This is a genomic window from Micromonospora sp. NPDC047557, assembly GCF_043205095.1.
GTDB lineage: Bacteria > Actinomycetota > Actinomycetes > Mycobacteriales > Micromonosporaceae > Micromonospora.
This window is the reverse complement of the sequence record NZ_JBIDDK010000015.1, coordinates 114,578-130,420: the sequence shown is the minus strand read 5'-3', so window position 1 is coordinate 130,420 and position 15,843 is coordinate 114,578. Positions and strand designations below refer to the sequence as shown.

General features: G+C 72.3%; 10 protein-coding genes. 1 reads left to right on the top strand and 9 read right to left on the bottom strand.

Features of this window, described 5'->3' with window-relative positions:
- Positions 1-102: 102 nt before the first annotated feature.
- From rho to argS, 9 genes are all read right to left on the bottom strand, one after another.
- Positions 103-2,265 (bottom strand): transcription termination factor Rho, encoded by a 2,163-nt coding sequence (rho, locus tag ACGGAQ_RS27630; protein ID WP_393054086.1) that lies wholly within the window; start codon positions 2,263-2,265, stop codon positions 103-105.
- Positions 2,266-2,560: 295 nt separating this feature from the next.
- Entirely contained in the window at positions 2,561-3,505 is a 945-nt protein-coding gene (thrB, locus tag ACGGAQ_RS27625; protein WP_393054084.1) for a homoserine kinase, read from the bottom strand.
- A 232-nt stretch (positions 3,506-3,737) separates the two neighbouring features.
- The gene (locus tag ACGGAQ_RS27620; protein WP_393054081.1) at positions 3,738-4,982 is read right to left on the bottom strand and encodes an MFS transporter; all 1,245 of its coding nucleotides are present in this window, start codon (positions 4,980-4,982) and stop codon (positions 3,738-3,740) included.
- Between the two features lie 11 nt (positions 4,983-4,993).
- Positions 4,994-5,809 (bottom strand): polysaccharide deacetylase family protein, encoded by an 816-nt coding sequence (locus tag ACGGAQ_RS27615; RefSeq protein ID WP_393054078.1) that lies wholly within the window; start codon positions 5,807-5,809, stop codon positions 4,994-4,996.
- 159 nt (positions 5,810-5,968) lie between these two features.
- Positions 5,969-9,268, bottom strand: a complete 3,300-nt coding sequence (locus ACGGAQ_RS27610) for an efflux RND transporter permease subunit (RefSeq protein WP_393054075.1) — start codon at positions 9,266-9,268, stop codon at positions 5,969-5,971.
- A 117-nt stretch (positions 9,269-9,385) separates the two neighbouring features.
- The gene (gene thrC / locus ACGGAQ_RS27605) at positions 9,386-10,435 is read right to left on the bottom strand and encodes a threonine synthase (RefSeq protein ID WP_393054072.1); all 1,050 of its coding nucleotides are present in this window, start codon (positions 10,433-10,435) and stop codon (positions 9,386-9,388) included.
- A 135-nt stretch (positions 10,436-10,570) separates the two neighbouring features.
- Positions 10,571-11,881, bottom strand: a complete 1,311-nt coding sequence (locus ACGGAQ_RS27600) for a homoserine dehydrogenase (protein ID WP_393054199.1) — start codon at positions 11,879-11,881, stop codon at positions 10,571-10,573.
- A gap of 8 nt (positions 11,882-11,889) precedes the next feature.
- Positions 11,890-13,275: a diaminopimelate decarboxylase gene (lysA, locus tag ACGGAQ_RS27595; protein WP_393054069.1), complete on the bottom strand. Its 1,386-nt coding sequence runs from the start codon at positions 13,273-13,275 to the stop codon at positions 11,890-11,892.
- 4 nt (positions 13,276-13,279) lie between these two features.
- Complete coding sequence (gene argS, locus ACGGAQ_RS27590) at positions 13,280-14,944, bottom strand: arginine--tRNA ligase (protein ID WP_393054067.1); 1,665 nt, start codon at positions 14,942-14,944, stop codon at positions 13,280-13,282.
- 97 nt (positions 14,945-15,041) lie between these two features.
- On the opposite strand from argS, the gene ACGGAQ_RS27585 reads away from it, so the two are divergent.
- Positions 15,042-15,839, top strand: a complete 798-nt coding sequence (locus tag ACGGAQ_RS27585; protein WP_393054064.1) for a DUF3105 domain-containing protein — start codon at positions 15,042-15,044, stop codon at positions 15,837-15,839.
- The last annotated feature ends 4 nt before the right edge of the window (positions 15,840-15,843 follow it).

Sequence of the window (15,843 nt, the reverse complement as noted above, 5' to 3'; positions counted from 1 at the left end):
ATGGGCGGACACGACGAAGGGGCACGGCCGAGACGGGCGGACACGACGAAGGGGCACGGCCGCGATGGCCGTGCCCCTTCGTCGTCGGTCAACCGGGAATGGTTACTCCCCCGGCGTCGACTTCGCGATCTGCATCAGGAACTCGATGTTGGTGCGGGACTGCTTGAGCCGGTCCAGCAGGAGATCCATCGCCGCCTGCGAGTCCAGCGAGTGCAGCACCTTGCGGAGCTTGTGGATGATGGCCAGCTCCTCGGGCGCGAGCAGGACCTCTTCCTTCCGGGTGCCGGACGGGTTGATGTCGATGGCCGGGAAGGTGCGCTTGTCGGCGATCTTCCGGTCCAGCTTCAACTCGGCGTTGCCGGTGCCCTTGAACTCCTCGAAGATGACCGTGTCCGCCATGGACCCGGTCTCCACCAGCGCCGTGGCGATGATGGTCAGCGACCCGCCGTTCTCGATGTTGCGGGCCGCGCCGAGGAAGCGCTTCGGCGGGTAGAGCGCGGTGGAGTCGATACCACCCGACATGATCCGGCCGCTGGCCGGCGCCGCCAGGTTGTACGACCGACCGAGCCGGGTCACCGAGTCGAGCAGCACGACGACGTCGTGACCCAGCTCGACCAGGCGCTTGGCCCGCTCGATGGCCAGCTCCGCCACCGTCGTGTGGTCCTGCGGCGGACGGTCGAACGTGGCCGCGATGACCTCGCCCTTGATCGACCGCTGCATGTCGGTGACCTCTTCGGGCCGCTCGTCGACCAGCACCACCATGAGGTGGCACTCCGGGTTGTTCCGGGTGATCGCGTTCGCGATCGCCTGGAGCACCATCGTCTTACCCGCCTTCGGCGGCGACTGGATGAGCGCCCGCTGGCCCTTGCCGATCGGCATGACCAGGTCGATGACCCGGGTGGTCAGGATGTGCGGCTCGGTCTCCAGCCGCAGGCGCTCCTGCGGGTAGAGCGGCGTGAGCTTGTAGAACTCCGGCCGCCGCCGCGCCTCGTCCGGCTCCATGCCGTTGATCGTGTCCAGCCGCATCAGCGGGTTGTACTTGTCCCGCCGCTGGTCACCGGTGTTGCCGCCCTCGCGGGCCGCACGCACCGCGCCGGTGATCGCGTCACCGCGGCGCAGACCGTACTTCTTGATCTGGGACATCGAGACGTACACGTCGTTCGGGCCGGCCAGGTAACCGGTCGTCCGCACGAAGGCGTAGTTGTCGAGCACGTCGATGATGCCGGCCACGGGGACGAGCACGTCGTCCTCGCCGACCTGCGGCTCACGGCCACCGGTGTCACCACCGGTCTCCGCCCGCTCGCCACGGCCGCGCCGACGGTCCCGGAAGCGGCTGCGCCGGCCACGCCGACCGCCGCCCTCACCGTCGTCGTCGTCGTTGTCCCGCTCGACACGCTGACCGCGGTCGTTGCGGTCGGCGCGCTCCGAACGGTCGTTGCGCTCGGCGCGCTCGCCCCGGTCGTTGCGGTCGTTACGGTCGCCCCGCTCGGCGCGGTCGCCCCGGTCGTTGCGCTCGGCCCGCTCGCCACGGTCGGCACGCTCGCCGCGATCGTTGCGCTCGGCCCGCTCGCCGCGATCGTTGCGCTCGCCGCGATCGTTGCGCTCGCCGCGATCGTTGCGGTCGCCCCGGTCGTTGCGCTCGGCCCGCTCACCACGGTCGGCACGCTCGCCCCGATCGTTGCGCTCGGCCCGCTCACCGCGGTCGGAGCGGTCGGAGCGCTCGGCACGGTCGCGGCGGTTCTCGCCACGGTCGGACCGCTCGCCGGCCTCCACCTCGTCGGTGCGGGCCTCAGAGGAACGGACCTCGGAGGAACGCGCCTCCGCGGCGCGCGGCTCGGAGGTGCCGGCCTCGGCGGTACGGGACTCGGCCGGGGCGGTCCGGCTGCGCCGGGTACGGCCACGGCCCTCGGTCGCGGTAGCCGGCTCGGCCGGCGTCTGGTCGGTGCTGCGGCTCTCGGCCCCCGGGCGATCCACGGTCTCCCGCACCTCCTCACGGGCCGGAGCGGCCGCAGCCGCGACCTCGGCTCGCGGTCGAGGGGTCCCGGCGGCGTTGCCGCCCTGCCGCTCGGAGATCGCGGCGATCAGCTCACCCTTGCGCATGCGAGCCGTGCCGGAGATGCCGAGCGACGCAGCCAGGCTCTGCAGCTCTGGCAGCAGCATCGCCGACAGACCGGTGCCGCTGCGCCGACGACGGGCGGGAGCGGCAGCGGTGGCATCGCCAGCGACGTTGGAAACATCCGACGTCACGTCGGTGGTGTCGCTCAATGGATTCCTTCCCTCGATAAGGCCGGGACTGCCCGGAGTCGGAGCTCAGGTGGCCGGGCGGCCTCGGTGCACCCGCCTCGCAAGGACGCGTCGCGGGAGTCTGTGACACAGCAGCCGGTGGTTTCCCGACCCACCAAACGTCGGTGAGCAGGTCTCGCCGTCTGCGGCGACCTGTGGAAACTGCGGTGCGGCGTGGGCCTTGGCAGGGGTGACGGGCTGACCGCCGAGAGCTTCGGGGGTGCGCCGCCCCGCAGGAGATCGCGTGCTTCGCGGCTGTGCTAGGTCTAGAGCGTAATCAACTCTTCCGACCTGCGGCAACAGGGTCCCGCTCGGCGTGTCCCAGTCTACCCCGGGCGACCCGGGCGCCGCTGACGTCTATCGGTAACTGCCAGATCTGCCAGTCTGTTCCCACCTCGAGGCTCGGCGGAGGCGGGCTGAGCGCCAGCACGCTCGGCCCGGCCCCACTGACCACAGCCGCCACACCTGCCGCTCGCAACTCGCTGACCAGGGCCGACGTGCCCGGCATCCCGGGTGCCCGGTAATCCTGGTGGAGGCGGTCGACGGTGGCCGGCAGCAACAGCGCCGGGTCGGTGGTGAGCGCGTGCACCAGCAGCGCCGCCCGCCCCGCGGTCAACGCGGCGTCGGCGTGGGGCACGGTGGCCGGCAGCGCCGCCCGCGCGGTCGCGGTCAGGCCGCGCTCGGCCGGCACGAAGACCGTGGGTCGTACGCCGGCCGCGACCGGCAGGGACACCGCGCGAGCGCCGCCCGGCTCGGACCAGGCCACCGTGAAACCGCCGAGCAGACACGGAGCGACGTTGTCCGGGTGGCCCTCGATGTCGGCGGCCAGCCGGAGCACGCCGGGTTCGTCCAGCCGGTGCTCGCCGTCGGCGACCAGGGCACGGGCCAGCAGCACCCCGGCGACGATGGCGGCCGAAGACGAGCCCAGGCCGCGCGCCTGCGGAATCCGATTGACGCACTCGACGCTCAGGCCCGCGGGCTGCGCGCCAAGAACGTCGAAGGTGGCACGCATGGCCCGCACCACCAGGTGCCGGTCGTCGTCCGGCAGCTCACCGGCGCCCTGGCCGGCGACCGTCACCCGGACGCCGGCGGACGAGACCTCGGCGGCCAGGTCGTCGTAGAGCCCGAGGGCGAGCCCCAGCGCGTCGAAGCCCGGACCGAGGTTGGCACTGGTCGCGGGGACCCGGACCCGGACCGGCCCGGCGGTGAAGTTCGTCGGCACGCGCTCATGCTAGGGCGTGTGTCAAAGTCCTCGGTCGAGCCGAGGCGGAGTCCAGGCGGCGGTCCGGCAAGGCGGAGATTGGCTCGGATACCGGTGTTGTATCCGGGCCGATCTCCAACGCGGCCGGCCGTCGGCTGGGCCCGCCGCAGGCCGGCCAGGGGCTTTGACACGCGCCCTGGGGGCGTGTCACCGACGATCCGGTCTGTCGCCCGCACCATGGGACCGCCGGGTCTCAGCCGGCCGGGTCGCCGACCGGCTCGGCGACCGGGTTCGTCAGCGACAGCCGGCGGGTGGCGATCCGCCAGCCGACCGCGTACACGAGGGTGACCAGTCCGCAGCCGGCCAGCACCACCCGTTCGTCCACCACGTCCACCACCAGGGCCACCGCCAGTTGGCTCACCGAGATGGCCAGCGTCGCGAGCATCATGTCGGTGGCGAAGACACGCCCGCGCAGCCGGTCCGGCACCTCACCCTGCAGGGCGAAGTTCGACATCACCCAGTTGCTGCCGCCCGCGAAGTGCGCCACGAAGACCAGCAGCAGCACCAGCGGGAACCAGCGCACCACCGACGTACCCAGGTAGGCCAGGCCGTAGAGCGACATGGACAGCGCGAGCCCGGGCAGCAACCAGGACCGGTTGGTCAACACCCGCCGCATCAGGATCGGCCCGACCAGCGCGCCGGCTCCACGGACCGCGAAGAGCAGGCCGGCGCCCAGCGAACCGACCCCGTAGACGCCGGCGAGCAGCGGAAACACGGTCAGCACGCCGTTGCCCAGGCCAACCGCCGACTTGACCGTGACCAGCGCCAGCACCCGCGGCCGGTGCCCGATGTAGCCGAGCGCCTCGCGGACCGCCGACCAGGTCCGCTGCGCCGGCAGCTCCGGGTCGCGGGCCGCCTGCAACGGCCGGCGGATCCGGGTGGCGAGGCTCGCGGCCAGCGCCAGGCCGACCGCCGCCACCCAGAAGCAGGCGTACGGGCCGGCAGCCGAGCTGAGCACACCACCCAGCGAGGCGCCCACCACCGTCATGGTGCCCCAGGCCGAGCCGGCCACGGCGTTACCGGCGGCCAGCTCGTGCGGCTCCAGCACGTTGGGGAGCGCGGCCTGGGCGGCCGGCGAGTAGAACGCCTTGGCGACGGCGACGGCACCGATCGCCACCAGCGCCAGCCACGCCGTACCGCGGTCGCGCACGCCGAGCAGCAGTAGCACGCCGGCCAGCGCGGCCACGTTCGCGGCGATCATGATCTTCCGCCGGTCGAAGCGGTCGGCGATCGTGCCGGTGTACGGCAGCAGCAGCGCCACGATGCCGGTGTCCACCGCCAGCACCAGGGCACCCCAGACCCCGCTGCCGGTCAGCTGGGGCAGCAGCACCAGCAGCGGCACCATGACGAACCAGTCAGCGCCGAAGACCACCAGCTCGGCGAGGAAGAGATTGCGAAAGCTCCGATTGCCGGTAAGGACCGCGAGGGTGGACGCCACGGAGCGGGACCCTACCCGCTCGGTGTGGGGGCTACACCGGGTCCCAGCAGCGCCGAGACGGTGACGAAGGTGTAGCCACGCGCCCGCAGCCCGGCGATCATGTCGGGAAGGCCGTGCAGCGCGACCAGACGTCTCCGGTCACCGACGTCGTGCCCGAGCACGATCGTCCCCGGCCGGACGGTGGCCACGATCCGCCGGGCGTGGCCGGCCGGGTCGTCGGGGAACTCCCGCTCCACCATCTGCAACGACCAGAGCACCAACCGGTAGTTCAACCGGGATGCCGCGTGCAGCACCGCACCACCCAGGTGGCCGTACGGCGGGCGGAACAGCCGCGGCGGCCGGCCGGTCACCTCGGCGATCGCGTCGTGGCTGCGGTGCAGGTCGTCGTACGCGGCGGCGGCGTCCAGCCGGGCGAGGTCCCGGTGCGCCCAGCTGTGGTTGCCCACCTCGTGCTCGCCGAGCCTGTCGCGCACGAGGTCGGCGTGCTTTTTGGCCTGAGCGCCGACCAGGAAGAACGTCGCGGGCACCCGGTGCTGGGCGAGGGTGTCCAGCACCATCGGCGTCCACTGTGGCGCCGGCCCGTCGTCGAAGGTGAGCGCGACCAGCCGCTGCGTGGTCGGCCCCGACCAGATGACCGGCACCGAGCCGGAGCCGACGTCCTGCGGCCCGTTGCCGACCGTGGCGCTGGCCGGGCCGCCGGCGAGCGGCAGCCGTCGATGGGTGAGCCAGGCGTCGGTGGCGCCCGCCCCGGCGGCCGCCCCGGTCACCACCAGAGCCCCCCGGCGCAGCAGATCGCGCCGGGACCACCCGTGCGCGCTCTCGGTCATCCACCCGCCCCGCTCGCCGACACCTCGCCATGCCTACCTGGAGTATGCAAGATGTGACGCAAAGTGCAGCGTCCGTCGGCCGATCGGAGTGTCCGCGGCCAGCACAGCCGAACGCCCCCGGCAGGCGAGCCTGCCGGGGGCGTTCCGGGTGTCGTCCGACTACTCGGTCGGCTCGGTGGGCTCGGACGGTGGCAGCGGCGAGGTGCGGCTGCGGGGCAGCCGCAGCACCTCGAACTGGTCCGTGCCGTCCACCAGCGCGCCCGACGGGGCGGGGCGTGCCGCCGCCGGCTGCGTTCCGTCGGCCGACGTCGTCGCCGGTGCGCCCGTCGGCACGGCCACCTGGTTCGGGCCGTCCGGCTCGACGCCCTCCGACCCGGTCGGCCCGGTCACCGCCGGGTCACCGGATCGCCGCCGACGACGACGCTCCCGCAGCGACTCCTTGGTGCGCTCCACCATCGTGTAGAGCGTCGGCACCAGGATCAGCGTCAACAGCGTCGAGCTGAGCAGGCCACCGATCACCACGACCGCCAGGGGCTGCGAGATGAAGCCGCCCTCGCCGGTCAACCCGAGGGCCATCGGCAGCAACGCGAAGATCGTCGCGACCGCGGTCATCAGGATCGGGCGCAGCCGACGCCGACCACCCTCGACCACCGCCTCCCGGATCCCCATGCCCTGCGCCCGGTACTGGTTGATCAGATCGAGCAGCACGATCGCGTTGGTCACCACGATGCCGACGAGCATCAGCACACCGATCAGCGCCGGCACCCCGAGGGGCGTCCCGGTGGCCAGCAGCAGACCGATCGCGCCGGTCGACGCGAACGGGATGGAGATCAGCAGGATCAACGCCTGGGTGAGGCTCCGGAACGTGGCCACCATGATCAGGAATACGATCGCGATGGCGGCCAGCACCGCCAGGCCCAGGTCGCCGAAGGCATCCGCCTGATCGGCGCTGACCCCTCCGACGGTGAAGCTCGCCCCCGGCACGTCGATGCCGTCGAGCCGCTTCTGCAACTCCTTGGTGGTCGCACCCAGGTTCGAACCGGTCGCGGCGCCGGTCACCGAGACGCTGCGCTCACCGTCGATCCGGGTGACCTGCTGCGGCCCCTCGGCCTGGGTGACGTCCGCGATGTCGTCCAGCTTCACCGGACCGACCGGAAGGGCCCGCAACTGCTCCAGCGACACCGGGGCGGTCGCGCTCAGCCGCAGCACCACGTCCTGCTGGCGGCCGTCGAGCGCCACCTGCCCCAGCGGAGCGCCACGGAACGCCTGCGACACGAGCTGACCCACGGCGGCCTCGGTGAGGCCGACCCGGCCGGCGGCGACCCGGTCGACGGTCACGTCGACCCTCGGCACCCGCTCGGCGAGGCTCGTGGCGACGTCCTCGACGTCCGGGACACCGGCCATGGCCGTCCGGGCCGCCTCGGCGGCGCGGGTCAGCACCTCCGGGTCACTGGCCTGGACGACCACCTCCAGCTGGCTGGTCGACGCGTCCTGGCCACCGCCGAAGCTGACCTCACCCAGGCTGGTGCCGATCTTGTCGAACTCCCGGCGCAGCTCCTCACGTACCTGCTTGGCGTCGGTGTCTCCGTCGAGCGCCAACGACCAGCTCGCGACGTTGTTGCCCCCGCCGCCCGCCCACGGGGTGTCGCTGCCTCCGGCGGTCACCTGGTAGGTCTCGACCCCGCCGACCCGCTCGAGGACCGCCTCGACCTGCTTCGCCGCCGCGTCGGTGGCGGCCAGGCCGCTGCCCGCCGGCAGCTCCTGCCGGAAGCTGAGCGTGTCCTGACCGGAGTCGTCCAGGAAGTTCGTCTCCAGCTTCTGCGCCAACCCGAAGGTGCCGAAGAGCACCAGCAGGCCGAGCCCGACGGTGATCCAGCGGGTCGACCGCTTGCGGGTGGCGAACCCGATCACCGGCAGGTACGCCCGCTGCAACGGGTTGCGCAGCTCCTTCTCCTCGGCCTCGCGGCGCACCGCCTCGTCGTCGACGGTGCCGCCGCGCGGCTTGAGGAACCAGTACGCCAGCACCGGGATCACCGTCAGCGAGACGAGCAGCGAGGCGAGCAGCGCCACCGTCACCGTGATCGCGAACGGCGCGAAGAGCTGCCCGACGAACCCGCCGACCAGTGCGATCGGCGCGAACACCGCCACCGTCGTGAGGGTGGACGCGGTCACCGCGCCGGCCACCTCGCGGACGCCGGTGATGATCGCCTGGCGCTTCTCCTCGCCGTACTCCAGGTGTCGTTTGATGTTCTCCAACACCACGATCGAGTCGTCCACCACCCGGCCCACCGCGATGGTCAACGCGCCGAGGGTGAGCAGGTTGAGCGAGTAGTCGCCGATCCACAGGGCGAGCAGCGCCACCAGCACGGAGAGCGGGATGGAGACCGCGGTGACCACGGTCGAGCGCACCGACAGCAGGAAGACCAGGATGACGATGACCGCCATCACGAGGCCCAGCAGGCCCTCGGTGGTCAACGACTCGATCGACTTCTCCACGAACGGCGCCTGGTCGAAGACCACCGTCAGCTCCGCGCCGGAGGCGTCCTTCAGGTCGGCCAGCCGGTCCCGGATCTCGTGGGAGATCTCCACCGCGTTGCCGTCCGGGGCCGCGGTGACGGCGACGCCGAGGCTGTCCTTGCCGTTGGTCCGGGTGATCGCGGTCGCCGGGGCGAGCTGCTGCTCGACAGTCGCCACGTCACCGAGACGGACCGGGGCCGCGCCGGGCGCGATGATGATGCCGCGCAGGTCGTCCAGGGTCGCGACCGGCGTCCCGACCTGCACCGGAAGCGCGAGGCCGCCGTCGGTCACCGCACCGGCCGGCACCGACACGCCGTTGGTCTTCAACGCGGCGCCGATCGCGGTCGGCTGGACCTTCGCGGCGGCCAGCTTCGCCGGATCCGGGGTGACCACCACGACGTCGTCGCGGGTCCCGGTCACCTCGACCGTGCGGACTCCCTCGATGCCCTCCAGCTCCGGCACCACCGTCGCGCGCAGCTTCTCGGCGAGCGCCCGCTCGTCGGCGCCGCCGGCCGCGGCCAGCACCACCGCCGGCAGGTCGTCGGTGCTCCCCGCGATGACCTGCGGGTCGACGCTCTCCGGCAGCTGGGCGTCGATCCGGCTCAGCGCGGTCTGCATCTTGTTGACCACGTCGTCCAGGTCGGTGCCGAACTCGTACTGCACCTGGATCGTGGCCGACCCCTCGCGGGACGTGGAGGTGACCTTGTCCAGCCCGGGAAGGCCCTGCAGGGCGTTCTCGATCGGCTCGGTCACCTGCGACTCGACGATCTCGGGACCGGCACCGGGGTAGGGCGCCACGATGAACGCGGCCGGGAACTCGAGCGACGGCAGCAGTTGCTGCTTCAGCGACGGCACGGCGAACGCTCCGAACGCCGTAATCACCACCGCGATGAGGGCGACCAGCCCTCGGTTGGCGAGGCTGAATCTGGCGAGCAGCGACATCGGCCTGGCTCACTCCTGAAAGAGAATGCGGGCGGGGATAGGTGAAAGTGTGCCGGACTCGATCACCTGGACCCCCGCCGCCCCCGGGGCGGCCCACCGCCGTGGGCTGTGCCGCTCTCAGGCCAGGTCGAGGGCGCGGGCCGCGGCCAGCGGATCGTTGCCGATGGTCACCGGGGCGGGCGCGGTGGAGATCGCCCACTCCGGGTCCTTCAACCCGTGACCGGTCACCGTGCAGACCACCGTCGAGCCGGCCGGAACCGCCCCCGCCGCGGCCTGCTGGAGCAGGCCGGCCACGCTGGCCGCGCTGCCCAGCTCGACGAAGACCCCGACCTCGCGGGCGAGCAGCCGGTACGCGGAGAGGATCTCCCGGTCGGTCACCGCCGCGATCAGGCCACCGGAGGCGTCCCGGGCGTCGAGCGCCTTGGTCCAGCTCGCCGGGTTGCCGATCCGGATGGCGGTGGCGATGGTCGACGGCTCCGGCACCACCTGGCCGGTCACGATCGGCGCCGCACCGGACGCCTGGAAGCCGTACATCTTCGGCGCCCGCGTGGTGGCGCCGGCGGCGTGCTCCTCCGAATATCCCATCCAGTACGCGGAGATGTTGCCGGCGTTACCGACGGGCAGGCAGTGGATGTCGGGGGCGTCGCCGAGCGCCTCGACGATCTCGAAGGCGGCGGTCTTCTGGCCGTGCAGCCGGTCGATGTTGACCGAGTTGACAAGCGCGACCGGGTGATCCTGGGCCAGCTTGGCGGCGAGCGCGAGGCAGTCGTCGAAGTTGCCGCTGACCTGGAGCAGCTTCGCCCCGTGCACAAGCGCCTGGGCCAGCTTGCCCAGCGCGATCTTGCCCTGCGGCACCAGCACCGCGCAGGTCAGCCCGGCCCGGGCCGCGTACGCCGCGGCGGAGGCGCTGGTGTTGCCGGTGGACGCGCAGATGATCGCCTTGTTGCCGGCCTCGACCGCCTTGGAGACCGCGAGGGTCATCCCCCGGTCCTTGAAGGAGCCGGTCGGGTTGGCGCCCTCCACCTTCAGGTAGACGTCGCAGCCGATCCGGGCCGAGAGCACGGGCGCCGGCAGCAGCGGGGTGTTCCCCTCGTGCAACGTGACGACCGGCGTGGCCGCGGTGACCGGCAGCCGATCCCGGTACGCCTCGATCAGACCCCGCCACATGTCGCTCTCCTCGCCTCTACCTCTGCACCGACCCGAGCATCAGGCCACCCTGGACCACCCTGCCGCAGCCATCGATGGCACACCCCGGGTTACCCACCTGGCGGGACGGGCGAGCCGCCCCGATGGGTCAACGACTCAGGCGCCGCCCTCGACCCGCAGCACACTCGTCACCGACCGGACGATGTCCAGGCCCCGCAGCTCGGCCACTGTCGCGGCGAGCGCGGCGTCCGGCGCGACGTGGGTGACGATGACCAGCTCGGCGTCGCCGTCCCGGCCGGGCGCGCCACCCGCCGAGCCCTGTCGTACGGTCGCGATCGACACGTCGTGCCGGGCGAACACGCCCGCCACCGCGGCCAGCACACCCGGCCGGTCGGCCACGTCCAGGCTCACGTGGTAGCGGGTCAGCGCCTCGCCCATCGGCCGCACCGCCAGGGCCGCGTACGCGCTCTCGCTGGCCGCGCGCACCCCGGCGAGCCGGTTGCGGGACACCGCCACCACGTCGCCGAGCACGGCGCTGGCGGTCGGCGCGCCACCCGCGCCCCGGCCGTAGAACATCAGCTGCCCGGCCGCGTCCGCCTCGACGAAGACCGCGTTGAACGCGTCGCCGACGCTGGCCAGCGGGTGGCTGCGCGGAATCATCGCCGGGTGGACGCGGACACTTACCGTCTCCTGACCGGCGGCGTCGACGCCTCGCGCCGCGATGCAGAGCAGCTTGATCGTGCAGCCCATCGCCTGGGCGCTGGCCATGTCCGCGGCGGTCACGTCGGTGATGCCCTCGCGGTGCACGTCGGCGGCGCCGACCCGGGTGTGGAACGCCAGCGAGGCGAGGATGGCCGCCTTCGCCGCCGCGTCGAAGCCCTCGACGTCGGCGGTCGGGTCGGCCTCCGCGTACCCCAGGGCGGTGGCCTGCTCCAGGGCCTCCGCGAACCCGGCGCCGGTCGCGTCCATCGCGGAGAGGATGAAGTTGGTGGTGCCGTTGACGATGCCGGTGACCCGGTTGATCCGATCACCGTGCAGCGACTCGCGCAGCGGGCGCAGCAGCGGGATCGCGCCGGCGACCGACGCCTCGTAGTAGAGGTCGCCACCGCCCTCGGCCGCCGCCTCGTGCAGGGCCACCCCGTCCTCGGCGAGCAGCGCCTTGTTGGCGGTGACCACGCTCTTGCCGGCACGCAGCGCCTCGACCAGCCAGCTCCGGGCCGGCTCGATGCCGCCGACCACCTCGATCACCACGTCGACGTCGTCCCGTTTGATCAGGCCGAGCGCGTCGGTGGTGAACAGGGCCTCGTCGACCGGCAGGTCACCGCGGTTGCGGCCGAGCCGACGGACGGCGATGCCGGCGATCTCCAGCGGAGCGCCGATGCGGGCGGCCAGGTCGGCCGACTGCTCGTGCAGCAGCCGGACCACCTCCTGGCCGACCGTGCCGCAGCCGAGCAGTGCCAAGCGCACAGGTGACGTCATCCCACATCCAATGCCAGCAGATCGTCTTCGGTCTCCCGCCGGACGATCAGACGCGCCTGGCCGTCCCGCACCGCCACGACCGGCGGTCGGGGTACGTGGTTGTAGTTGCTGGCCATGCTCCGGCAGTAGGCGCCGGTGCCGGGCACTGCGACAAGATCTCCGGGCTGCACGTCGGCGGGCAGGAATTCATCCTTCACCACGATGTCCCCGGACTCACAGTGCTTTCCCACCACGCGGGCGAGCAACGGCTGAGCGTTCGACGCCCGGGAGGCCAGCGTCGCCGAGTAGGACGCGTCGTAGAGCGCGGTGCGGATGTTGTCGCTCATCCCGCCGTCGACGCTGACGTACGTGCGGATGCCGTCGAGGTCCTTGACCGTGCCGACCTCGTAGAGGGTGAACACGGCGGGCCCGACGATGGCCCGCCCGGGCTCGATCGACAGGTGCGGCACGGCCAGGTTCTCCGCCGCGCACTCCGAGTCGACGATCTTGCGCAGCCGCTTGGCCAGGTCCTGTGGGGTGGCCGGGTCGTCCTGGGTCGTATACGCGATGCCGAACCCACCGCCCAGGTCCAGCTCGGGCAGCTCCACCCCGCGCGCGTCGCGGATCTGCGCCTGCAGGGCGAGCACTCGGCGGGCCGAGACCTCGAAGCCGCTGGCGTCGAAGATCTGCGAGCCGATGTGCGAGTGCAGACCGCGCAGCTCCAGCACGTCCTCGTCGAGGATCTTGAAGGCGGCGTTGGCGGCGGCGCCGCCGGCCAGCGAGAAGCCGAACTTCTGGTCCTCGTGGGCGGTGGCGATGAACTCGTGGGTGTGCGCCTCGACGCCGACCGTGACCCGGACCAGCACCCGGGGCCGCACCCCACGCTCGCGGGCCAGCTCAGTGAGCCGGTCGATCTCGGTGAACGAGTCGACGATGATCCGCCCCACCCCGGCGTCCAGCGCCCGGGACAGCTCGGCCACCGACTTGTTGTTGCCGTGGAAGCCGATCCGCTCCGGCGGCATCCCCGCCGAGAGCGCGGTGGCCAGCTCGCCGCCGGTGCAGACGTCCAGGTGCAGGCCCTCCTCGGCGATCATCCGGACCACCGCGCGGCAGAGGAACGCCTTGCCGGCGTAGAAGACGTCCTCGGTCGGGAAGGCCGCCCGGAAGTCGCGGCAGCGCGAGCGCAGGTCGGCCTCGTCGAGGACGTACACCGGGGTGCCGAACTCGGCCGCGATGTCGCGGACGCTCAGGCCCGCGACGGCGACCGCGCCGTCCGCGCCACGCGTCACGCTGCGCGGCCACAGCGCCGGCACGAGGGCGTTGACGTCGGCCGGGGTACGCAGCCAGGCCGGCCCCTGGTTGCTGATGTCCGCGTGCAGCGCACCGGCCTCATGAGCGCGCATCGGACTACATCCTCTCCGGGGCGGAGACGCCGAGCAGGTGCAGCCCGTTGGCGATCACCGTGCGGGTGGCGTCGTTGAGCCAGAGCCGGGCCCGGTGCAGGTCGGTGGCCTTCTCATCACCGCGCGGCAGGACCCGGCAGTTGTCGTAGAACCGGTGGTACGCCCCGGCCAGCTCCTCCAGGTAGCGCGCCACCCGGTGCGGCCCCCGCAACTCGGCCGCCATGGCGACCACGTCGGGGAACTCGGCGAGCGCCTTGAGCAGCTCGTTCTCCTTCTCGTGGCCGAGCAGCTCGGCGCGGAAGGAGTCGGCGTCGCCCCGGGTGAGCCCGACCTCGGCCGCGTTGCGGGCCACGCTCGCCGTCCGGGCGGCCACGTACTGCACGTAGTAGACCGGGTTGTCGCGGGTGGCCCGCGTCCACAGCTCGATGTCGATGTCGATCGGCGAGTCGCTGGAGTAACGGGCCAGCGCGTACCGGGACGCGTCCACGCCGATCGCGTCGACCAGGTCCTCCAGGGTGATCACGGTGCCGGCCCGCTTGCTCATCCGCATCGGGGCGCCGTCGCGCAGCAGGTTGACCAGCTGGCCGATGAGGATCTCCAGGTTGCGCTCCGGGTCGTCGCCGAAGCACGCCGCCATCGCCTTCATCCGGCCGATGTAGCCGTGGTGGTCGGCGCCCAGCATGATCACGACCCGCTCGAAGCCGCGCTCGCGCTTGTCGAGGTAGTAGGCGCAGTCCGCGGCGAAGTACGTCCACTCGCCGTTGGACTTGCGCAGCACCCGGTCCTTGTCGTCACCGAAGTCGGTGGTGCGCAGCCAGGTGGCGCCCTCGGACTCGTAGACCCGGCCCTGCTCGCGCAGCCGGGCCAGCGCGAGGTCCAGCTCGCCCCGGTCGTGCAGGTCCTTCTCGTTGAAGTAGGTGTCGAACTCCACCCCGAAGTCGCGCAGCGACGAGCGGATCTCGTCGAACATCAGCGCGACGCCCTCGACCCGGAACACCTCCTGGGCGGCGGCGTCGTCCATGCCGAGCACCTCGGGCCGGCGGGCCTGCACCTCGGCGGCGATCTCGGCGATGTACGCGCCGCCGTAGCCGTCCTCCGGCGCGGGCTCACCCTTGGCGGCGGCGAGCAGCGAGCGGGCGAACCGGTCGATCTGGGAGCCGGCGTCGTTGAAGTAGTACTCCGTGCCCACCTCGGCGCCGGTGGCCCGCAGCAGCCGGCTCAGGGCGTCGCCGACGGCCGCCCAGCGGACCCCGCCGATGTGCACCGGGCCGGTCGGGTTGGCCGAGACGAACTCCAGGTTGATCTTCTCGCCGGCGAGCCGGTCGCTGCGGCCGTACTCCGCGCCGGCCTCGACGATCAGGCGGGCGAGCTGGCCGGCTGCGGCGGCGTCCAGCCGGATGTTCAGAAAGCCCGGCCCGGCGATCTCCACCGACTTGATCCCCGGCGCCCGGCCCAGCTCGTCGGCCAGGGCGGTGGCCAGCTCGCGCGGCGGGACGCCCACCTTCTTGCTCAACTGCAGAGCGAGCGTGGAGGCGTAGTCGCCGTGCTCGGGGTTGCGCGGTCGCTCCACCACCGTGCGCTCCGGCAGCGCGGCGTGATCCAGACCACGGTCGGTGAAGACGGCGTGGGCGGCGGTGAGGACGACCGAGGCGAGTTCTGCAGGAGTCACCCAACCATGTTATCGGGGGTAGACTCGGGCACTCGGCGGCAACCCTGCGCGTCATCCGGCCCGCCACTCCCCTGACCGACCGACCTGACGAGGCACGATGAGCATCAGCACCCCGGGCGGCCCTGAGCGCCGCCCGACCGTGGTCAGCACCGGCAAGAAGCCGGCCGCGGGCCGGCCGGCGTCCGGCGCCAAGGCCAGCACCGGCAAGCCGGCTGGCACGCCACGGGCAGGCGGCAAGGGCCCCCGCAAGCCGGTCACCCCGGTCAAGGTGAGCCAGGGCCGGGCCTGGGGCCCGATCGCGCTCTTCGTGGCCGTGGGCGTGCTGGCCGCCGGCATCATCGGCTACGGCGCGTGGGCGTCGTTCCAGGGCTCCAAGCCGTGGGACAAGCGGGCGAACGCCATCGACGGCATCGTCAACTACCGCAAGACCGATCCGGACAGTTTGAAGTACGAGGCGCACAAGTCCGGCCCGCTGACCTACAAGTACTCGCCGCCCGTGGGCGGGGTGCACAACGCGGCCTGGCAGAACTGCATGGGTGACGTCTACGACGCCCCGATCGCCAGCGAGAACGCGGTGCACAGCCTCGAGCACGGCGCGGTCTGGATCACCTACCGCCCGGGCCTGCCGCAGGACCAGATCGACAAGCTCGCCGGCAAGGTGCGCGGCGTCGAGAAGACGATGCTGAGCCCGTACGAGGGCCTGGACAAGCCGATCTCGCTCCAGGCGTGGGGCTACCAGCTCAAGGTCGACAACGCCGACGACAAGCGGATCGACGAGTTCATCAAGGACCTGCGGGTGAACGCCTCCGTCGAGGGCCCGACCGCGCTGTGCAACACGGGTATCACCGCCACCGGCACCACGCCGCGTGACCTCCAGCAGCAGCCGACCCAGTAAGGAC

What these genes read in the sequence shown, in the direction of transcription:
- ACGGAQ_RS27615 (WP_393054078.1), bottom strand. Translation starts at nt 5,809, where the DNA reads ATGACCGAGAGCGCGCACGGGTGGTCCCGGCGCGATCTGCTGCGCCGG.
- ACGGAQ_RS27610 (WP_393054075.1), bottom strand. Translation starts at nt 9,268, where the DNA reads ATGTCGCTGCTCGCCAGATTCAGCCTCGCCAACCGAGGGCTGGTCGCC.
- thrC (WP_393054072.1), bottom strand. Translation starts at nt 10,435, where the DNA reads ATGTGGCGGGGTCTGATCGAGGCGTACCGGGATCGGCTGCCGGTCACC.
- lysA (WP_393054069.1), bottom strand. Translation starts at nt 13,275, where the DNA reads ATGCGCGCTCATGAGGCCGGTGCGCTGCACGCGGACATCAGCAACCAG.
- ACGGAQ_RS27585 (WP_393054064.1), top strand. Translation starts at nt 15,042, where the DNA reads ATGAGCATCAGCACCCCGGGCGGCCCTGAGCGCCGCCCGACCGTGGTC.